At 56.7% G+C, this 18,768-nt stretch carries 18 protein-coding genes and 1 pseudogene; 9 read left to right on the plus strand and 10 right to left on the minus strand.

Features of this window, described 5'->3' with window-relative positions:
- Window positions 1–7 precede the first annotated feature (7 nt).
- Complete coding sequence (locus ACW44H_RS03575; protein ID WP_457506947.1) at window positions 8–739, minus strand: class I SAM-dependent methyltransferase; 732 nt, start codon at window positions 737–739, stop codon at window positions 8–10.
- 88 nt (window positions 740–827) lie between these two features.
- Window positions 828–1,766: a helix-turn-helix domain-containing protein gene (locus ACW44H_RS03580; RefSeq protein WP_457506949.1), complete on the minus strand. Its 939-nt coding sequence runs from the start codon at window positions 1,764–1,766 to the stop codon at window positions 828–830.
- Window positions 1,767–1,960: 194 nt separating this feature from the next.
- Between ACW44H_RS03580 and ACW44H_RS03585 the strand changes: the two genes are divergently transcribed.
- Complete coding sequence (locus ACW44H_RS03585; protein WP_457506951.1) at window positions 1,961–2,725, plus strand: SDR family NAD(P)-dependent oxidoreductase; 765 nt, start codon at window positions 1,961–1,963, stop codon at window positions 2,723–2,725.
- Between the two features lie 128 nt (window positions 2,726–2,853).
- Here the strand turns inward: ACW44H_RS03585 and ACW44H_RS03590 are convergent, their stop codons facing one another.
- The gene (locus ACW44H_RS03590; protein WP_457506953.1) at window positions 2,854–4,710 is read right to left on the minus strand and encodes a DUF3413 domain-containing protein; all 1,857 of its coding nucleotides are present in this window, start codon (window positions 4,708–4,710) and stop codon (window positions 2,854–2,856) included.
- A gap of 290 nt (window positions 4,711–5,000) precedes the next feature.
- Here ACW44H_RS03590 and ACW44H_RS03595 point away from each other — a divergent pair, with 290 nt between their 5' ends.
- On the plus strand, window positions 5,001–5,558 hold the full coding sequence (locus ACW44H_RS03595; RefSeq protein WP_457506954.1) for a sugar O-acetyltransferase: 558 nt from the start codon (window positions 5,001–5,003) through the stop codon (window positions 5,556–5,558).
- Here ACW44H_RS03595 and ACW44H_RS03600 read toward each other — a convergent pair.
- On the minus strand, window positions 5,555–6,517 hold the full coding sequence (locus ACW44H_RS03600) for a LysR family transcriptional regulator (RefSeq protein WP_457506956.1): 963 nt from the start codon (window positions 6,515–6,517) through the stop codon (window positions 5,555–5,557). The genes ACW44H_RS03595 and ACW44H_RS03600 overlap by 4 nt on opposite strands.
- Window positions 6,518–6,623: 106 nt before the next feature.
- Here ACW44H_RS03600 and ACW44H_RS03605 point away from each other — a divergent pair, with 106 nt between their 5' ends.
- Complete coding sequence (locus ACW44H_RS03605) at window positions 6,624–7,634, plus strand: MBL fold metallo-hydrolase (protein WP_457506958.1); 1,011 nt, start codon at window positions 6,624–6,626, stop codon at window positions 7,632–7,634.
- 37 nt (window positions 7,635–7,671) lie between these two features.
- Here ACW44H_RS03605 and ACW44H_RS03610 read toward each other — a convergent pair.
- Window positions 7,672–8,430 (minus strand): annotated as a pseudogene (locus ACW44H_RS03610) (SDR family oxidoreductase).
- Between the two features lie 190 nt (window positions 8,431–8,620).
- Between ACW44H_RS03610 and ACW44H_RS03615 the strand changes: the two are divergent.
- Window positions 8,621–9,553 carry an AraC family transcriptional regulator gene (locus ACW44H_RS03615; RefSeq protein WP_457506960.1) on the plus strand — a complete coding sequence of 311 codons (933 nt, stop codon included), beginning with the start codon at window positions 8,621–8,623 and terminating at the stop codon, window positions 9,551–9,553.
- A 13-nt stretch (window positions 9,554–9,566) separates the two neighbouring features.
- On the opposite strand, the gene ACW44H_RS03620 is transcribed toward ACW44H_RS03615, so the two are convergent.
- The gene (locus ACW44H_RS03620) at window positions 9,567–9,959 is read right to left on the minus strand and encodes a RidA family protein (RefSeq protein WP_457506962.1); all 393 of its coding nucleotides are present in this window, start codon (window positions 9,957–9,959) and stop codon (window positions 9,567–9,569) included.
- Between the two features lie 141 nt (window positions 9,960–10,100).
- On the opposite strand from ACW44H_RS03620, the gene ACW44H_RS03625 reads away from it, so the two are divergent.
- Window positions 10,101–11,027: a LysR substrate-binding domain-containing protein gene (locus ACW44H_RS03625; RefSeq protein WP_457506964.1), complete on the plus strand. Its 927-nt coding sequence runs from the start codon at window positions 10,101–10,103 to the stop codon at window positions 11,025–11,027.
- Window positions 11,028–11,065: 38 nt separating this feature from the next.
- Here ACW44H_RS03625 and ACW44H_RS03630 read toward each other — a convergent pair whose 3' ends face one another.
- On the minus strand, window positions 11,066–11,968 hold the full coding sequence (locus tag ACW44H_RS03630; RefSeq protein ID WP_457506966.1) for a LysR substrate-binding domain-containing protein: 903 nt from the start codon (window positions 11,966–11,968) through the stop codon (window positions 11,066–11,068).
- A gap of 199 nt (window positions 11,969–12,167) precedes the next feature.
- Here ACW44H_RS03630 and ACW44H_RS03635 point away from each other — a divergent pair, with 199 nt between their 5' ends.
- A complete protein-coding gene (locus tag ACW44H_RS03635) occupies window positions 12,168–12,746 on the plus strand; it encodes an NAD(P)H-dependent oxidoreductase (RefSeq protein ID WP_457506968.1) in 579 nt (192 codons plus the stop codon).
- Between the two features lie 20 nt (window positions 12,747–12,766).
- Here ACW44H_RS03635 and msrQ read toward each other — a convergent pair whose 3' ends face one another.
- Window positions 12,767–13,387 (minus strand): protein-methionine-sulfoxide reductase heme-binding subunit MsrQ, encoded by a 621-nt coding sequence (gene msrQ / locus ACW44H_RS03640; protein WP_457506970.1) that lies wholly within the window; start codon window positions 13,385–13,387, stop codon window positions 12,767–12,769.
- Entirely contained in the window at window positions 13,387–14,403 is a 1,017-nt protein-coding gene (msrP, locus tag ACW44H_RS03645) for a protein-methionine-sulfoxide reductase catalytic subunit MsrP (RefSeq protein WP_457506972.1), read from the minus strand. The genes msrQ and msrP overlap by 1 nt, the downstream gene beginning before the upstream one ends.
- Window positions 14,404–14,651: 248 nt before the next feature.
- Here msrP and ACW44H_RS03650 point away from each other — a divergent pair, with 248 nt between their 5' ends.
- The 3 genes from ACW44H_RS03650 to ACW44H_RS03660 are packed head-to-tail and all read left to right on the plus strand — an operon-like array spanning window position 14,652 to window position 17,249.
- Window positions 14,652–15,629 (plus strand): DUF2157 domain-containing protein, encoded by a 978-nt coding sequence (locus ACW44H_RS03650; RefSeq protein WP_457506974.1) that lies wholly within the window; start codon window positions 14,652–14,654, stop codon window positions 15,627–15,629.
- Window positions 15,626–16,720, plus strand: coding sequence for a DUF4401 domain-containing protein (locus tag ACW44H_RS03655; protein ID WP_457506976.1), 1,095 nt, complete (start codon window positions 15,626–15,628; stop codon window positions 16,718–16,720). Before ACW44H_RS03650 ends, ACW44H_RS03655 begins: the two co-directional genes overlap by 4 nt.
- A complete protein-coding gene (locus ACW44H_RS03660) occupies window positions 16,713–17,249 on the plus strand; it encodes a GDYXXLXY domain-containing protein (RefSeq protein ID WP_457508918.1) in 537 nt (178 codons plus the stop codon). Before ACW44H_RS03655 ends, ACW44H_RS03660 begins: the two co-directional genes overlap by 8 nt.
- Window positions 17,250–17,349: 100 nt before the next feature.
- Here the strand turns inward: ACW44H_RS03660 and ACW44H_RS03665 are convergent, their stop codons facing one another.
- A complete protein-coding gene (locus ACW44H_RS03665) occupies window positions 17,350–18,765 on the minus strand; it encodes a tetratricopeptide repeat protein (RefSeq protein ID WP_457506977.1) in 1,416 nt (471 codons plus the stop codon).
- Window positions 18,766–18,768 lie beyond the last annotated feature (3 nt).

Consider the following 18,768-nt stretch of genomic DNA (forward strand, 5'->3'; position numbering starts at 1 on the left):
TTTGCTCCTAACGTTGCAACCGCGCACTTGCTGCGACATTGTTCCGTGCTCGTTTTGACAGCCAGGCATGAATCAACCCCGCTTGAAAAAACTGAACAGGAAGCTCAAAGCCTCCCGACTCGATTATCGACGCAACCTTGGCTGGCGGAAGCACACCGACATCGATGGCATAGGCGTTACGCATGCGCTCGATCGCTTCTAGTGAAATATCGGCTGCAGACATCATGCTCATCCAGGCATGGAGCAGCACGTCATATTCAGGCGACTCAATGTCTGATGCCAGATCGGCGCTTGCGAGAACCCCGCTCGGCTTCAGTTTCTTCGCGATTTCACTGAAGAACTTCGCGCGTTCGCTTTCTTCCAGAATGAACTGAGATACCAAGAAGCAAGTTGCCGCGTCATATGGCTCGATATCCGGTAGCGAATTGAGGTACCCCTCATGAAAAACACAGCGAGATGCCACACCTTCCTTTTCTGCCCTTTGCCGACAGACATCAAGCATAGGACCAGATGGCTCTACCGCGGTAAAGCGCCATTCGGGATTCCGGGATGCAAGGTAAAACAACTCATCGCCCGTCCCTACTCCAACACAGAGAATTCTTGCCCTGTCAGGGAGCTCAGCAAACAGCGACCCGAGAAGCAAATGTAGACAGTGTCGGATCGATGCCGTTTTCGCCCACTGGGTATCGTAGTTTGCAGCCTGTTTATCAAACAGCGCTTTGACTTCGTCCTGATGCATTTGATGCTCCGTTATTGGCGTCTAGTGCTCACTGTCATCAGTAATAGAACCAGCGCGAATTCAGCGACAGCTTCAAGCCGCAGCATCTCTAGCTGTGCTCCGGGCTGCGATAGGCGCTTGGGGTGGTGCCGACTTTGGCGCGGAATACCTGCGAGAAGTGACTAGGACTTGAATAGCCAACCTCCATCCCGATGTCGATGATGCTGCGGTCGGTGTCCAGCAGCAGCTGACGGGCTCGGTCCATGCGCAGATGAATGAAATATTGCGACGGCGACAGCCCCGTTGCCCGCTTGAACAGCCGGCTGAAGTGGTATTCGCTCAGCTGCGCAGCTTCAGCCAGGTCCACCAGGCAGAAGGCTTCGGCCAGGCGCTGATTCATGAGATCGATAACACGGCGTAGTTTGTAGGCCTGCAGCGCGTTGCTGCGCCTGCCCATGACCTCTGGGTCGCGGTAAGTCCGGACAAGATGGACGGTCAATGCCTGGGCCAGGCTGCGGACGAAAAGCGAACTGGGCTCGCGCCGTTCGATCAGTTCCAGCCGCATCTGTTCGAGTAGCATCCACACCAGATCGTCTCGTCCACCGGAGATGTCGAGAAAGCCGATCGGGCCGGCCTGGCTGCCCAGCAGGTGACGGGAGGCGTGGTCGATCAGCGAATGGGCGAGATATAGATGCAGCACCTCGAAGGTGTCGCCCCCTCTGGCCTGCCAGCGCATCTCATACGGCAACGCAGTGCTGGTCAGGTAGAAGTTCCCCGCCTGCACCTGCGTCACTTCCCATTCACCGCCCAGGACGCGTTCCTCGACGATGGCCGACCCGGACAGCACCATCACAAGCAGCGGTTCGGCCACGGCCGGCACTAGCAGGGGGTCAGTAACACTGTGATGCGTGAATAGGTGCAGCACCACGTCCTTTAGCGCAACGCGCTGTGACAGAGCAAGTTGCTCGCTCGGCATGTACTGCAACATGGCCTCGGCGGGGATTCGCAAGGAGTCCTCAGAAGAAACGTCAGGCTCGGGCTTATTCACGGAGATCTATCCATCAGAGGTGTTCTTGGGTGAGGGCGGCCATCGACAGCTTAGCGCAAAACTGCGATAGCCGGAGCAAACCTTCAAAAGCCGCTCCCGCCTGCCTGCGAGATAGTAAAAGCGTCATCAACGACAGCACCCGATGGGTGCTGGCCGGCGAATGTCTCGCTTGGCCCCGACTCTGGAGAGAACCCATGACTGACATCAAAAACGCTGCCCTACAGGAAGTCGAAGGCAAGGTCGCACTGGTAACGGGCGCTGCCAGCGGCATCGGTAAAGCCATCGCGTTGCTGTTGAATGAACGGGGCGCGAAGGTCGTCGCAGAAGATATCAACCCCTCCGTCGAAGAACTGGCCCGGTCGGGTCTGGTGCCGCTAGTGGCCGATATCACCCATGACGGCGCCGCTGAGTCTGCAGTTGCCCTAGCGGTAGAGCAGTTCGGTCGGCTCGACATCCTGGTTAACAACGCAGGAATCATCATCAACAAGCTGGTGGTGGACATGACGCGGGAGGACTGGGAGCGCATTCAGGCCGTGAACGCGACTGCGGCGTTTTTGCATTGCCGCGAAGCCGTGAAAGCGATGATGCCGAACCAGTCTGGTGCGATCGTCAATATCGCCTCGTATGCTTCCTACTTTGCCTTCCCGACCATTGCGGCCTACACCGCATCGAAGGGCGCACTGGCCCAGTTGACCCGCACGCTGGCGCTTGAAGCCATCGAGCATGGCATCCGTGTAAACGCCATCGGAGTAGGCGATGTCGTCACCAATATCCTGAATGATGTCGTGGATGATGGCCCCGGCTTTCTGGCCCAACACGGTGAGGGTGCACCCATCGGGCGCGCGGCACAACCGAACGAGATCGCCGAAATGGTCGCCTTCCTGGCGTCGGAGCGCGCGAGTTTCATGGTCGGCTCTGTCGTCATGGCCGACGGCGGCATGACCGTCACTGCAGGCTGAGCGTGGGCATTGCCGTGATCGGCGGGCTGACGACTTCGACACATCTGAGACTGCTCGCCATCTAGGCATTGAGGTAATGGCTGATTCACTCCGTATGATGAAGCTGGCAATGCTCCATCCTTGGTGTCTTAACGATAGAACCGCGACAGCGCCCTGAGTACCTCGTTCGACACCCGGGGCTGGAGCTCGATATCGTCGAGTTCGTTCATGCGGTAGTCATACACTTCGAAGGCCCCTGTAGGGTGCACCGCCACCTGATAGTCGGGCATCAGGATGCCATAACCCATGTAGCTGCCTGAAAGCATCCAGTCGCGATGGGGTTCGACGTCCAACAGGCTTTGCCCCAGGGTGTAATGTTGAGGAGCCGATTCACAGTCGAGCAGTTCCTCGAGCAGCGTCGGTGCGATATCGGCATGGTGCGTTCGCCGCTCCAGCGCACCACCGGAGCGTCCCGGCAAATGCATCACCAGCGGGACCTGGATCTGCTCCGGCGTATAGTTGCTGCCATGTCCCCAGTAGTTCTTGCCATGTTCGTTGAAAGACTCACCGTGGTCGGAAGTAATCACTATCGCAGTATCCGCAAGCTGCCCACGGCGCTCCAGGTCGTCGAGTACGCGCCCTAATTGCTGGTCCACATAGCGCGCCGCCGTGCGATAGCGGTTCCAGTAAGGTTCGGGATCAAAGTCAGGCCCTAGGCTCATGTGGTTGATATGCTCCCAATAGGGCGTGAACCGCGGGAAGTCTGGCGGATGGCTGTAGCCGTGCACGGCGTCATAGAACAGAAAACCAAAAAACGGCCGCTCATCTGACCTTGCATCTTCTTTGTCCATCCAGGCTAGCCAGTCATCGGTGATCTGCTGGTCGCGCTCCCAAGGCTCGCCTTTTGCCGTCTCCAGCGAGACATCCTTGAGGCCGGCAAAAACGTTACGGTCAAAGGCAGGGCTCACCAGCGTCGCCGAAGAGAGAACCTGAAAGCGGTAATCGGCAGCCTCGAATCGCTCCATCAGCACCGGGGGCGTCTGGCTGGCAGTAAATGCATCCCAGTAGGTGACTGGCAGGCCATAAAAAAGGCTGAAGACGCCGGCCTTGGTGGAGTTACCTCCACTGATATGCTCACGCGCCCTGAACCAACCGGGTTGATTGGCGTACCGGTAAAGATTCGGCATCACTTCAGGAGTGAGCATGTCGTGACGCAGGGTATCCAGCAGCACCAACAGCAGGTTGTCGGAAGACACCGGCGGCGAGCAGCTCAGCGGCGCGGAGGGGTAGACCAGGCCCTGCGCCTCTCCCTCCGTCGCCTCTCCCTCCGTCGCCTCGAGATCCACCCGATCGCGCACCGCCTGGGGGTCGACCCACCCCTTTTCGACGAAGAAGCGCTTGGCTGTGGCCGGATAGAAAACCGGCACATGACGCGTCATACCGGTGATGTCGCGGTCGTAGTGGGCATCCGCCCAGGCATGCCAACCGTGCACCCCCAGCAGGGCCAAAAAGCTCACTACCAGCATGGCGGCCACAGGCCGTGAAGGTGGACGTCGCTTGAACAGCCGCCCGAGACCACCCTGCACCGCCAACATGCCCAGCACGCCACCGACGGCCAGTGCCCAGGCGACCCATGAGAAGCTGAACACGTCGCCCCCGGCGTTGAGCAGCAGGTCGAGGATGAAGCCGCTCAGGTGGAAGCGATACTGAGCGTAGACGAAGGTATCAAGCAGCAGCAGTAGCTGCAGGCCACTCGCCCACAGGGTGGTTAACAGCCATAGCCCGATGCCGCGCAAAAGCGTGGCCAGTAGGAACATCGGCAGAGCTCCCAGCCATACCAGCAGCGAGAGGTGGCCGAGGAAAACCAGCAGCAGGTAGCTCCATTGCTCGGCCCCCTCGGGCTGGATATAGCCGACATAGCGCAGCGAGATCATCCAGGCAAGCAGCAGGTTGGCCAGGGTCCAGGCGCCAAGCCAGCGCCACCGGTGCAGGAGTTGATAGAGCATGCGCGAAATCTCCACAGGCGAGAGGCCATTCAGTCAACGTTGGGTGGAAAGAGTGTTGACTGTCGCTGTCGCTCACTTACTGAAAACTTACGCAATACTTATCGATCGCTCCTATCCTCCGGCAAGGCGTGCAGCATTGCCTAGGCGACCCTCGAACGGCAGGTAGTAGGTGTCCGGTTGGGTGAGCTGGTGGGTCGGAGCGCCATACATGCCGGTCCGTTTGAAATAGCGCAGGGTGATAACAATGGCTGGGAGTGATTAATATTGGGCACAATCGAGGAGGGTGACTAATGCGATCAGAAAAAGACAAAATGTTAGCGGGAGAACTCTATAACCCTGCTGATCCGGTGTTGCTAAAAGAGCGCGAAGAAACAAGGCGAAAAGTGAGGCTCTACAATCACGTATTGGAAACTGACGCCCAGCGCTTGAAAGCCTTGAAAGGGTTGTTCGGATCGACGGGAGAACATCTCTATATCGAACCCAATCTACGTTTGGATTACGGGTATAACATCCATGTCGGCGAAAGCTTTTTCGCCAACTTCGACTGCATTCTGCTCGATGTTTGTGAAATCCGCTTTGGCGATAACTGTATGCTTGGGCCGAATGTGCAGATTTACACGGCCACGCACCCCCTTGGCCCGTATGAGCGGAATGCTGGCAAAGAGTATGGAAAGCCAATTACGTTTGGAAATAACGTCTGGATTGGTGGTGGGGCAATCATTAATCCAGGCGTGACCGTCGGTCATAATGTTGTCATTGCCTCGGGAGCCGTTGTTACTAAAGATGTGCCAGAGAATGTGGTGGTAGGCGGTAATCCTGCCAACATTATTAAAACCATCGACGCTTAAGGGTCGCGGTTATGGCGGATATAGTCGAGGAAGGCCCGCATGGCCGCGCTGGTATGCCGTCTGTTCGGATAATACAGATACCAACTCGGCAGTCGCTTCTTCCAGTCGCTGAGTAATTCAATCACGCTGCCCTGTTCGAGGTCGGCGCGCACATAATCCTCAAACAGATGCGCGATGCCTGATCCTGCCATCGCCGCCTGGCGTTCTTGGTGCGCTGAGCTCAGCGTCAACCGGCCTTGCGGCGTGATCGCCACTTCCTCGCCGTCCTTCTCGAATGTCCACGTTACCATGGTGCCGCCGGGGAAACGGCGGCGAATGCAGTCATGCTGCAAGAGATCGTGCGGTGAGTCGGGACGACCATGCTCCCGAAGGTAATCGGGCGAGGCCACGATGGCATATCGCAAGGAGGGGCCCAGGGACATGGCGATCATGTCCTGGGCGAGTTGGTTCCCAAAGCGCACGCCCGCGTCGAAGCCCTGCTTCACAATATCGACGATCGCCGCATCACTGACGATCTCAACATTGACCTCGGGATACATTTTCATGAATTCAAAGGCCAGCGGGCACAGCACGTGGTCGGCCGCTGGTCCTGGGGCATTGATCCGCACGCTGCCAGAGGGGCGCTCGCGAAGCTGATTGAGGTCGTCGATCGCTGTTCGGATGTCATGAAGCGCGGGCCCAAGTCGCTCAAGCAGCTGTTGGCCTGCTTCAGTGGGCGCGACGCTGCGTGTCGTTCGGTTCAGCAGCCGGATGTTCATCGCTTCCTCAAGTGCGCTGATTGACTGGCTAATGGCGGACGATGACACGCCCCTGCCTAGTGCGGCGGCTCTAAAACCACCGCAACGCACCACATCTTCGAATATCTCTAAGCTGTCAAGGCGTAGTTGACGCATTGCAAAGCCCTGCTTAATAAGCTGATCCGTTTTCGTTAGCTTATCCGCATGCCCGTTCTGGGTCATCCTTTAAAAGCGCGTCGCAATGACTCGGTTTTGGCTACTTCTAGTCTTGGTCGACGCTGACAACAAGTACTGCAAAGCAATCAGTGACTCGAACAGGGTGGACAATATGAGCGGAATAACAGTGAATCGTCGGCAGGTGATGCTGACAGCGGCGTCGGTAGCGGCGGGTGTGATCTTGCCGACCGGGAGCATGGCCTTTGCACAGGCGGCTTCCGCCGCGTCATCTACGGCTCAGGGTATCAATGCAGGTGGAAATATCGGCTATTATCGTTTTCGCGTCGGCGATATCTCTGCCACCGTGTTGAGCGACGGGCTGATAGGCGGCCCACCCCAGGTTTACGCCAGCGATGCGTCGGAGGCGGAACTAGAGGAGGTGCTGAGGCAAGCCTTCCTGCCGACCGACCACCTGACGCTGAATCTCAACACCCTGCTTATTGAAACCAATGGCCGGCGAATTCTTCTCGAAGCCGGCGCCGGGCAGACCATGGGGCCGCTAGGCGGTCGCATCTTCGATAATCTGGCCGCTATCGGTTTACGACCCGATGATATCGACGTCGTGGTTATCTCGCACACGCACCCGGATCATGTTGGCAATCTGCGAAAGGCCGATGGGCGCAAGGCATTTCCACGGGCAACCGTCTTTGCCCCCCGTGCCGATTGGGACTTCTTCATCGCGAACGATCCTGATCTTTCCTACATGCCGGTACCTGAGGATTTTCGTCGTCATTTCGCCGCCGCCATCCGGCAGAGCCTCGCGCCGGTCACCAACGATATCGAATTGTACGAAGCCGGCACAGAAATCGTTCCCGGCTTGACTACACTTCCGGCATTGGGCCACACCCCGGGCATGGCGAACTTCCTTGTCCACTCCGGAAATGATCAGCTACTGCTGACAGCCGATCTTGCCTATCATCCCATCGTCAATATTGATCACTCATGGGTGCCCGGGCCGGATCGTGACAAGGAAACGGCGCTGGCCTCCCGCCGCCGGATCTTCGATATGGCCGCGGCAGACCGGCTACCCGTTCTCGGCTTTCATTTTCCCTTCCCGGGGCTTGGCCGAATGCTCAAGACCGACACCGGCTATGCCTGGGTCCCGGCCAATTGGCAGTTTTGATCCGGGCAGCCCGTCAGTCGGTCCGAAGCCGTGCCGTTCACATTTTACTGAGCATCTCCACCGCCTGATCGAAGTGGCCGTCACGCTCCGCCCAGCGCAGGAAGTTGACGTTTTCCACCAGGATTTCCTTGGGCGTGGGCTTTGCCTGGAACAGTGTCATGACTTCGTCGATAAACTCATCGAGCGGCATATAGCCTTCGCGGGTCGACTGGCCGGGTGTCAGCTCGGTCTGCACCGCGGGGGGCGCCAGCTCGATAAGCTCGACCTTGCCCTTGAACTGTTCGCGAAGCGAAATCGTATAGGAGTGGATAGCCGCCTTGGTGGCGTTGTAGGTAGGCGTGCCGCTCAACGGCACAAACGCCAACCCGGAGGATACGTTGACGATCGCCGCGTCGGGCTGGCTCACCAGATGGTCGGTCAGTGCGTTGGTTAGCCGGATTGGCCCGAGCAGGTTGGTGATGACCGTCTGTTCGGCATCAATGTGGTCATGGGTACGGGTCAAGTCCTCGCGGCGCATAATGCCCGCATTGTTGATCAGCACGTTGAGGCGGGGATGCTCGGCGATGACGCGTTCAGCAAAGGCCGCAATCGCTTGCAGATCCTCTACACCGACAACCATCGCGTGCATATTTTGCCGACCGCCAATGGTTTCCACTAGCGTCTACCTGCGTCGACCGGCGACGATCACGGTGTTACCCAGCGCGTTGAAGCGTTGGGCAAGCTCACGGCCAATGCCTGAACCACCGCCGGTGATGAGCATGGTATTGCCTGATGTTTTCACTTTTAAACCCTCCATCTAACGGAATAACACTTTAGGACTCAGTACCATTGCGGCGTCTTTGCTAATGGCTGAGTCATCTTAGTGTTAATCATTCGGTGATAGCGGGGCTTGCCAAGCCTTGCGCAAAACTTGCCTGATCCTGCAGGCGTGGAGAAACCTTTTCTCAGCCATGCTAACGTTGCGATGAGAGGCTGGAGGAATGCATATGAACGCACTCAAACAGGCGGTTCAAACCTACGCTAGGTACCACGCCAATCACGATGGCTTGGTGGCAACCCCAGTGCCGGGGCTTAGCATGATGCGCGTCGAAACCCCCGCCGGTGACTTGCAATCGATATACAAGCCGTTGGTTTGCCTGGTGTTACAGGGCGGAAAACGGATGACAGTAGGACACCAGAGCAGAGTAGTAGCGGCCGGGGAATCGGCTATCGTGAGCGCGGATATGCCTGTCGTCGGGCGGATTGTCCAAGCCAGCCAGGATGAACCCTATTTGGCCGTTGCGATTGACCTGGATAGAGGGATCTTGCGCCAGCTAACCGCACACATGGGCAGCGCCCGTGCCCAGCGCCCATCCGAGATGCAAACGCTATTCGCCGAAGACACCGAAGCGGAGTTGATTGACTGCGCATCACGGCTGATGAAACTCCTGGATCGCCCCGATTCCGCAACGCTTTTGCGCCCCGGTATCCTGCAGGAGCTGCATTATTGGCTGCTGTCGGGCCCTCATGGCGCCGCCTTGCGGGATATTGCCGATCCGGATAGCTACGCAAGCCGTCTCGCCGCTGCTATTGCAATCTTAAGAGCCCAGTACACGTCACGCGTGCCGGTAAAGCAACTGGCGACTGAGGCAGGCATGAGCCTTAGCTCGTTTCACAAGCACTTCAAGCACATGACGTCGCTAACACCGGGCCAATACCAGCAGCGGCTGCGCTTGATCGAAGCACGCCGCCTGATGCTTGACGAAGGTGTTACCGCGAGCAATGCCGCCTTCGAAGTGGGCTATGAAAGTGTCTCTCAGTTCACTCGCGAATACGGCCGCCTTTTCAAGGCGCCGCCGAAGCGCGACGCGCTGCGCTTGCAGAAGACTATTAAGGTTGCCAGTAGAAGCGCCGCATCGTCGCAACGAATGGGCGCTTGAGATATATGGCGGCTTACTTGGGGAGTTTGGCAATGACCTTGATTTCAAAATCGAAGCCCGCCAGCCATGTCACGCCGACCGCCGTCCAGTTCGGGTAGGGTTTTTCTGGAAACGCGCGCGCTTTGGCTTCCAACCAGGTAGGGAACTGGACTTCAGGGTCGGTATGGAAGCTCGTCACATCGACTATATCGTCGAAGCTTGCCCCCGCTGCTTCCAGTACTCTCTGTAGGTTGTCGAAAGCAAGCTGCACCTGATCGGCAAAATCTGGCTCGGGTGAGCCGTCCTCACGACTGCCAACCTGGCCCGATACAAACAGAAAGTCGCCTGAGCGAACAGCGGCAGAATAGGTGTTCTGTTCATAAAGCGCTTGGCGGCCCGAGGGGAAAATAACGTCACGCTTAGCCATGTGAATCTCCATCAGTAGGTCAAAAGCGACCCTTTGTTTACGATGAAGTCACTTTAAGCCTGCCTTCGTGGTGGATAAACGGCGAATTCTGTTCAACATTGTTTGCATATCGCGAACAATCACAAGGTATCCGGCATAACCATGGACCGTTTCAATGCAATGCAAGCCTTTGCTCGGGTCGTGGAGACGGGCAGCTTTACCAAGGCCGCTGAAACACTTCACCTGAGCAAGACCAGCGTGACGCAACTGGTGCAACAGCTTGAGGCAAGACTGCGTGTCAAACTGCTCAACCGGACCACACGCCAGGTGAACGTCACGGCGGACGGTGCGGCCTATTACGAGCGTGTCATTAAGCTTCTGGCGGATATGGATGATGCCGAAACCAGCCTCTCCAACGCCTCGGTGTTGCCTCGCGGCCGATTAAGAGTGGACGTGCCCAGCCCTTTTGCACGGATGATCCTGATCCCCGCCTTGCCCGCGTTTCACGCTCGCTATCCCGATATTCAACTCGATATGGGGGTGAGTGATCGCATGGTGGATCTGATCGGTGAAAGCGTAGACTGTGTGGTGCGCGGCGGGGAGCTTACCGATCTATCGCTGGTGGCACGACGCGTGGGGGATCTGACACTCGGTGTTTACGCCGCACCAAGCTATCTGGAAAGGAGTGGTCATCCTACGCACCCGCAAGCGCTGTCGCTCCCGCCTCACTACATTGTCGGGTTCAGCTGGGCACGCGCTGGCTTGGCTTTTCCCTATGCTCTGTGCCGCGATGGAAAGCGTGTTTCCGTGCAAGGGCGCTACGTGATTTCGGTCGACGACGGGAATGCCGGCCTTGCGGCCGGGCTGGCGGGACTAGGCGTCATTTGGTTGCCTGATTACATGGCCAGGGAGCACGTTTCCCGCGGTGAACTAGTTCGCCTGTTTGATGATTGGCACCTGGAACCGATGCCGATGTACATCGCTTTCCCACCGAATCGGCACGTCAGCGCCAAGCTGCGCGTGTTCATCGATTGGGTCGTCGAGTTGATGGCGCAGCATGCGCCTATCGTTGATCGACGGGTAGGCTGAGCTATGTTTTGCAGCACATCACATTTATTGGCCGCTTCTCATCCCTGTAAATATTTACCTGGTAGCCGTTCCGCCAGGAACTCCATAAATAGCCGGGTACGTTGGGAAAGCGTGGTTTGACGGTAGTACACCGCATTCACTGCTTGGGTTTGCAGTTCGATGTGGTCGGGTAGTACATCGACCAGCGCGCCATTCTGTCGGGGAGAGATGGTCATAAAATCAGCCAGGCAAACAATACCTTCTCCCGCAATGGCGAGCTCTATTAGCGTGCTACCGCTAGAAGCCGCTAGTGCTGGCGTAATGTGAAAGCGCTTGCCATCGGCAAGGGTGAGCGGCCACTGGTTGAGATGGTCGAGCTGGCTGAAGCCTAGCAAGCTATGTTTCTGAAGGTCTTCGATATTTTGTGGTAAGCCATTGCGTTCCAGATAAAGGGGGCTGGCAAGAAGACGCAGCGGGCTGTGGCCGAGTAAGCGTGCGTGTAGCGATGAGTCTTCTAGCTGGCCAATGCGAATGGCCAGATCAACGCGCTGTTCCAGCAGGTCGATAAAGCGGTCGTGGGTATCCAGTTCCAGCGTAATGCCTGGGTAGCGGGCACGGAACTCGCCAATCACCGGCACAATCACGAACTGCATAAAGCTGGGGGCGGCATTGATTCTTAATCTACCTTGAGGCTGGTTGTGGCGATCCAGCATGGCCTCTTCGGCTTCATCTACGGCGGCAAGAATACGGCGGCAGTGGTTTAGAAACGTTTCACCCTCTTCGGTAAGTTCCAGGCGGCGTGTGGTTCGGCGTAGTAGCGTGGTGCCGAGCTTTTGCTCCAGGCGGTTGAGCGCACGGCTAACGCCGGAAACGGTAATGCCCAGCCGTTCGGCAGCGTTGGTGATTGAGCCGCTGTCGACCACGGTCACAAACGCCTGCTGTTCTTCAAGGGTGCTTTTCATGACCGGCTTCTCATAAAGTGCTTTTTATAACGTTCTCAAATGACGTAATGGCCAACGGTTAGAATTGTTGATATTAAATCAAAAGTATCTTGTCGGTACGTTGCTTCTTTTACGTTGCGATTCATCCCACAATACGCGCCATTAAGGCTACGCCTAAACTCTATAGGCTTGGCGAAGCTCATTAATTGGGATTGGGTAAATGAAGATTTTATTGATTAACGGTGGCAAGGCGTTTGCGCACTCTGGCGGCGAGCTCAATAATGCGCTGCATAGCGTAGCCCTGGATACCTTGAGCGAGATGGGGTACGAAGTACGCGAGACAGTGATTGATCAGGGGTATGACCTTGAAACTGAGGTCCAAAACTTCCTATGGGCAGACACCATTGTGTATCAGATGCCTGGCTGGTGGATGGGCGCACCTTGGATCGTCAAGCGCTATATTGATGAGGTGTTTACAGAAGGCCATGGTTCGCTTTACGCCAGTGATGGCCGCAGCCGCCAAGATCCGACCAAGCAGTACGGCAGCGGTGGCTTGCTTCAGGGCCGCCGCTACATGCTCTCGTTGACCTGGAACGCCCCTTTGGAAGCGTTCGAGGAGCCGGATAACTTCTTTGAAGGGCGCGGTGTGGATGGCGTTTACTTCCCGTTCCATAAGTCTCAGGAATTTATCGGCCTAGAGGCACTACCCACCTTTATCGCCAACGATGTGATGAAAGTGCCGCAAGTAGATCGCAACAAAGTCGATTACCGTGATCACCTGCGCCGCGTCCTAGGCTAAGCTTCGCACGCCATATACACCTAAGCACGACTAAACCGATAGCGTAGTTTAGGCAGCGCGCGGGCTACTGGGGGTAGGCGGGTCGCCATGATGAGCGCAGCAATCGCCGCGTACATCGCCCACTCTTGCATGTCGGCGCGCACTACCCAAAAAAAGTGCAGTAGAACCAGGCCCAAAATGGCGTATGAAAATTTATGCAGCGGCTTCCAGCGTTTGCCGAGGCGCTTCATCGCCCAGCGGTTGGAGGTAGCTCCTAGCGCGGCAAGGCCGATCAACGCGATCATGCCGACTACAATATAGGGCCGTTTTACCAGTTCACTACCCAGCAGCGCCCAGTTGAGTCCGAGGATAAACAGCGCGTAGCTGAGCATATGCAGGGTCGCGTAGGCGAGCGTCCATAGACCCAACTGTCGACGGATTAACGCAAAGCCTTTCCAGCGGGTGAGCTTGGTAAGCGGCGTAAGGCTAAGGGTAAACAGCAGCAACCAAAGCGCGCCAATGCCGATGTTCAGCAGTAGGTAACGCCCCGGTTCGGGGCCTGCAGCGTTATTCGCCACCTGCCAGCCCCAGAATACCAGCGGCGCTAGCGCCGCTAAAAAAACACTCACGCGCCAGAGTAGCCATGTGCGCTGTGTTGCCATTAGTAGTTAGCTCTCAAATCTAACCCCGCATACATGTCGGCGACTTCATCGGCATAGCCGTTAAACATCAGGGTATCAATGGTATTCGGACTGAACAGGCTGTTGGGCAACCGGCGTTCGGTGGCTTGGCTCCAGCGGGGGTGATCCACCTCTGGGTTCACGTTAGCGTAGAAGCCGTACTCATCAGGGGCGATTTGCTGCCAGGAATTGACCGGCTGCTCTTCCACCAGCGATATACGCACAATCGACTTAATGCTCTTGAAGCCGTATTTCCAAGGCACTACTAACCGCAAGGGCGCACCGTTTTGGTTGGGCAACTCGCGGCCATACATTCCCATGGCCAGTAGCGTTAGCGGGTTCATGGCTTCGTCCAGGCGCAGGCCTTCCACGTAGGGCCAGTCGATCAGTGCAAACGATGAGCGCTGCCCTGGCATCTGCTCTGGGTCGACCAAGGTTTCAAAACGAACGTATTTAGCTTTGCTGGTGGGGTCGGCGCGCTTGATGACCTCTGCAAGGGGAATGCCTAGCCAGGGAATCACCATCGACCAGGCCTCAACACAGCGTAGGCGGTAAATGCGCTCTTCAAACTGTGCTGGTTTGGCGAAGTCCTCTAGCGCAAAGCGCCCACCGTTATTGACTTCACCATCAACTACCACGCTCCAGGGCTGGGTTTCCAGGCTTCCTGCATGGCGGGCGGGGTCGGTTTTGCCAGAGCCAAACTCGTAGAAGTTGTTATAACCGCTGGCGTCCTCAAAGGGGGCGATTTTGTCTTTTTCGGGGTTGCTAGGGGTGACGGCTTCCCACTGGGTCTTGCTGATTTTCTCCTTTAGCCACGCTGGCGCATTGCCATCAGGGACGTCCGAGTAGTCAGCATTCGCTTGGGCGTGGCCGGAAAGAGCCAGCCCGGCGCCTAAGCCTGCCATACCCCCCATGAAACGACGACGGGAGAGGTAGATAGATTCCGGCGTGACATCTGACTCATGTAAGTCACTCGGTTTGGCAATCTTTATGAGCATGAGGTGCCTCCTGCTGGGTTAGGCCGGGCGGGCTATAACACCGTTTTTAATGAGAGTTATTTCGATGCTGGAATAAATAAAAAGTTCTACACAACTTGTAAGAAATGGTATCAAAAAAGAAGAAGCGATAAATCTATTTTGCTTGCCGCTGAGGCCTGCCTTACGAATGATAGGAGTGGCTGGCTTAATCCCTCTACTATAGACACGTTTTTAGGCCGAATGTCTCTCCTCTATCGACAAGGAACCCCATGGCTTCTACACGCCGTGAACTGATGGCATTGATTGAACGCAACGTCATACCGCCTGAACAGGTGTCGCGAGCCGTCAAGGTTGCCGGACTGCAACCTTCACCACGTGAATGGGCCGTATTTGTCGATCGGCTTTTACTATGGCTGGGAGGTTTGGCGCTAGCTTTCGCGGTACTGTTTTTTGTGGCCTATAACTGGGCTGAGATGGGCCGCTGGTTACGCTTTGGCGTGGTTCAGGGCGCGCTAGTATTAGTGGTAGGGGTTGCCGTGTGGGCTAACACCAGCCGAGTGGATGCCAAGGTCGCACTAACGGCCGCATCGCTGTTGGTGGGCGTTTTGCTGGCGTTGTTTGGCCAAACGTACCAAACCGGAGCCGATCCGTGGCAGCTGTTTTTCATCTGGGCCCTGTTGATCCTGCCCTGGGTGTATATCGTTCGTTTTGAGCTGCTTTGGTTATTGTGGCTTGGACTACTTAACGCGGCGTTAGGGCTTTATTTTCACACTTGGGGCGGGGTGATGAATGTTTGGTTTGCGAGCAGCGAGGCTGTTTTCGGGTGGTTATTTATGCTCAATACCATCGCTCTTGCCGTGTGGGAATGGGGAGGGAAGCGTCGAAATTGGCACGTAAGCCCTTGGTCCCTCCGCATCGTGGCGTTGGGAAGCGGCGTTTCTATCACGCTATTAATGATGACCTATGTCGTCGATACCACGCCGTCTATTGCATCAGTGCTGGTGGTATATCCCCTATGGTTGATAGCACTGTATGGCGTTTATCGACGCTGGCGTTCTGATGTACTACTGATAGCGGGCGGCTGTGTGTCGGCGATCAGCGTTGTGACGCTACTGCTGGCCAGGCTCTTGCTATGGGAAGGCGCTTGGCAGGAGGGGAGTTTAATGATGATCGCTATTGCGGTATTGGCGATGGGCGCCGGGGCCGTCGTGTGGCTGAAGCGACTACACCAAGAGGCTTCCCAATGACGCGCGATGCCGATGATTTAAAAGCTCGACTGAGCCAAGCGGGCATTATTATAAACGAGCCGACCACCCCTGTACCGTTGGGAACGCCTTGGTTTGTGCGCTTGCTGCAGGCGTTTTCCGGCTGGCTGGCAGCGCTGTTTCTGCTTGGTTTTATCGCAATGGGCATGGTGTTTTTAGTGGAAAGCCCAGTGGCGTCTCTGACCATAGGGCTTGTTATGATCAGCGCCGCTTTTGGGCTATTTCGCAAGGCACAAAGTGATCTACTCGAACATTTGGGTTTGGCGATTAGCTTCGCCGGGCAACTACTGATCGCCTGGGCATTGGCTGCGTTTTGGGAGGCTTTCGCTTACCCATTTTGGTCGTTGCTGGGATGGTCGCTGTTTGGTTTACAGTGCGCACTGGCACTGGTAATGCCGAGTCAGGCACATCGTAGCTTTTCTGCCTTTGCTGCATGCGTGGCGCTATATATGGCGTTGGTAGCGAACGCTATGGGGCCGGTCGCCAGTGGCATGGCGCTGCTGGCACTTACCGCACTTTGGTCCAATGAGTTTCGCTGGCCAACGCGCATAAACCACGTGCAGGCGTGGGGTTACGGCTTTTTGGTGGGCATGCTGGCCATTCAGGGATTAGCCCATACCGGCCAATCGCTGTTATTTGTTGATGGCATGGCAGGCAGCGCTTGGAGGGAATTACTGCCGTGGTTAAGCGTTGCGTTAATAGCGCTCGCTCTGCTGCTGGTTTTTCATAGGGTTTTCCAGAACCCTATTTCATTCAAGGGGCGCTGGGCGGCATACGCTTGCGCGATCGTATTGCTTATTGTGTCATTTCATCTACCGAGTGTCGGGCAGGGCGTGGTGGTGATGTTATTAGGCTTTACCATTGGTCATCGTGTATTGGTTAGCGCCGGTGTATTGTCGCTGCTGCTGGGTATTGGCAGCTGTTACTACTGGCTGGATGCCACGCTGCTGATGAAGTCACTCACGCTACTGGTAATAGGAGGACTGCTCTTGTTACTGCGTTGGGCGTTACGCCAGTGGCTAAATACAAAGATGGCCACGCAAGGCGACAGGAGCTTAGACCGTGATGCTTAGTGCCATGATGCGTAGTGCTAAGTGGAGCCGGGTCGTTATCGTTGCGACCATGTTGTTGATCTTAGCGGTGGTGAACGGAGCGATTTGGCAGAAAGAGCGTCAACTATCGGAGGGAGAGGTCGTCTACCTAGAGCTGGCGCCGGTCGACCCGCGCTCGTTAATGCAGGGCGACTACATGGCGCTCAATTTTGCACTGAGTAACGATATTCAGCGTGCGCTTCAAAGCCGCCATGACGGCGACACCCTCAAGACACGTGATGGCCACGCCGTTGTGCGCTTGGACGAACAAGGCATTGGCCATTTTCAGCGCTTGGCAGATGGCCAGAGCACACTGGAGAATGACGAACGACGGCTGCAATATCGGCTGCGCGACGGCCAGGTGCGTTTTGCCACCAATGCGTTCTTCTTCCAGGAAGGCCACGCTGAGCGCTATGAGGCTGCCCGCTACGGCCAGTTTCGTATCAACGATAATGGTGAACCTTTGCTGGTTTCTCTTCACGATGAAACCCTTGAAAACCTAAGCCCTTAAGGCCTTTTAACCCCATCAAAGATGGGCGGGCGCTCCCGCTTACGTCGTTGGGGAGTGCCCGTCTTTGTGTTTTAGGCGTCTGTTGCTACGGCGGGGCCCTTTATATTGGGCCCATGCTTCTCGCGTATGACCGAGGCCTGGGCGGTAGAGAGCGAGGCGCCACTAGTTGTACACCTTTACAGACAATCTGACGCTCGACTTTGATCGGAGCAGTGGCCCGGCGCAGAAAGCCCTGGTTGATAGGGCTGTGCGGCTTGAGCGCCAGGCGTTCGTTGGCCATCCCTTCAGCAAGCTCGTGATTCCCGCCACGCAAGGCGGCTTCGGTCAGCGTCCAGTCGATAATGTCGCGCTGGGCGTGACTACCGCCGAAAGCATTGGCGATAAAGCGCAACGGGTACAGACGTTCGGTCGCGGTGGCGTAGTTGCCTCGCCAGAAGGCGACAAACCCCTCAGCTAACGGCAGGCCGATGTGGCGAGCCCAGTTCGCTGCCTCGGAGCTTCGGTCGGTATTGCGGAGCGTTGCCAGTAGTGATTCCACGCGGTCGTCGCGCCCGGCGCCCAGATAGGCCATGACAGCATGCCAGTCGTTGAAGGGGTAAAGCGTGCCGTTTGCGTGCTGGTCCCAGGCGACCGCCAGTTCCTGCCATCGCTCTCCTACGTCCTGACCGGTAAGGGTCAGCCGCCATAGCAACGCCGAGGCATCAATCATATCCAACACGACATTGCTGCGCGCCTGACGAATGGGGCCGTCATAGAGAGCTAACACTTCTTTTGAGTGGCCGAGATCAAGGTGGCAAAGGGCGAGATGCCACCAGTTGTGTACTTTGAATAGGTTGTCATCACCAGACCAGTAAGGCTCGCGGGTGCTCATCCAGCTAATGCCGTCCTGGGCACGGCCCTGCATTTCCATGACATGGGCCACGGCGTGATGCGCCCAGCAGTCGAGCGGCTGGGTGTCTAACGCTTGTCGGCCAACCTGCTCGGCACGGGCGTAGTCGCCGGTTTCCTCCAGCCCAAAGGCATACATGCCCATTGCAATCGAATGCCCTGGAATGTCCGGCGACCATCGCGGTAGCACACGCGAGAAACGGTCGCGTAGATTGCGAGCATTCGCACGATAAAAGTCGATTAGGTGACCCGCCTGCAGAGCCAGCAGGTCGTGTGGGAAGCGTAGGTTATGATGATCCAGAGTGAGCCCTGCAGCGGTCCACTCGCTGGCAAGCAGCTGCGTGAGGGCGACCGCATGAGAGGTTTCGCGGTCATTCAAGCGTGATTGTTTAATGACGACTAAATCGGTTTTGGCGGCGTCTGCAGCAGCGGGCTCTGCGGCTAGAGCAAATAGATAGGCCCGGGCAATGCGTGCCATGGTGAAATCGGGGGCTATTTCGATGGCTTGATTGAGCGGGGTAACAGGGTCGCCGCGATAGATATTGAAGGCATCGATGGCGCGGTGGTAAAGCTCCCTTGTTTCGGTGGTGGCGCCGGGTAGGGTGTTTCCTTGGCGGTCAGTTAGCATCAG

It is taken from the genome of Vreelandella sulfidaeris Esulfide1 (assembly GCF_054072535.1).

Excerpts from the sequence above, each read along its gene's own strand:
- ACW44H_RS03575 (WP_457506947.1), bottom strand. The coding sequence starts at position 739 with ATGCATCAGGACGAAGTCAAAGCGCTGTTTGATAAACAGGCTGCAAAC.
- ACW44H_RS03585 (WP_457506951.1), top strand. The coding sequence starts at position 1,961 with ATGACTGACATCAAAAACGCTGCCCTACAGGAAGTCGAAGGCAAGGTC.
- ACW44H_RS03590 (WP_457506953.1), bottom strand. The coding sequence starts at position 4,710 with ATGCTCTATCAACTCCTGCACCGGTGGCGCTGGCTTGGCGCCTGGACC.
- ACW44H_RS03595 (WP_457506954.1), top strand. The coding sequence starts at position 5,001 with ATGCGATCAGAAAAAGACAAAATGTTAGCGGGAGAACTCTATAACCCT.
- ACW44H_RS03600 (WP_457506956.1), bottom strand. The coding sequence starts at position 6,517 with ATGACCCAGAACGGGCATGCGGATAAGCTAACGAAAACGGATCAGCTT.
- ACW44H_RS03605 (WP_457506958.1), top strand. The coding sequence starts at position 6,624 with ATGAGCGGAATAACAGTGAATCGTCGGCAGGTGATGCTGACAGCGGCG.
- ACW44H_RS03615 (WP_457506960.1), top strand. The coding sequence starts at position 8,621 with ATGAACGCACTCAAACAGGCGGTTCAAACCTACGCTAGGTACCACGCC.
- ACW44H_RS03620 (WP_457506962.1), bottom strand. The coding sequence starts at position 9,959 with ATGGCTAAGCGTGACGTTATTTTCCCCTCGGGCCGCCAAGCGCTTTAT.
- ACW44H_RS03625 (WP_457506964.1), top strand. The coding sequence starts at position 10,101 with ATGGACCGTTTCAATGCAATGCAAGCCTTTGCTCGGGTCGTGGAGACG.
- ACW44H_RS03630 (WP_457506966.1), bottom strand. The coding sequence starts at position 11,968 with ATGAAAAGCACCCTTGAAGAACAGCAGGCGTTTGTGACCGTGGTCGAC.
- ACW44H_RS03635 (WP_457506968.1), top strand. The coding sequence starts at position 12,168 with ATGAAGATTTTATTGATTAACGGTGGCAAGGCGTTTGCGCACTCTGGC.
- msrQ (WP_457506970.1), bottom strand. The coding sequence starts at position 13,387 with ATGGCAACACAGCGCACATGGCTACTCTGGCGCGTGAGTGTTTTTTTA.
- msrP (WP_457506972.1), bottom strand. The coding sequence starts at position 14,403 with ATGCTCATAAAGATTGCCAAACCGAGTGACTTACATGAGTCAGATGTC.
- ACW44H_RS03650 (WP_457506974.1), top strand. The coding sequence starts at position 14,652 with ATGGCTTCTACACGCCGTGAACTGATGGCATTGATTGAACGCAACGTC.
- ACW44H_RS03655 (WP_457506976.1), top strand. The coding sequence starts at position 15,626 with ATGACGCGCGATGCCGATGATTTAAAAGCTCGACTGAGCCAAGCGGGC.
- ACW44H_RS03660 (WP_457508918.1), top strand. The coding sequence starts at position 16,713 with ATGCTTAGTGCCATGATGCGTAGTGCTAAGTGGAGCCGGGTCGTTATC.
- ACW44H_RS03665 (WP_457506977.1), bottom strand. The coding sequence starts at position 18,765 with ATGCTAACTGACCGCCAAGGAAACACCCTACCCGGCGCCACCACCGAA.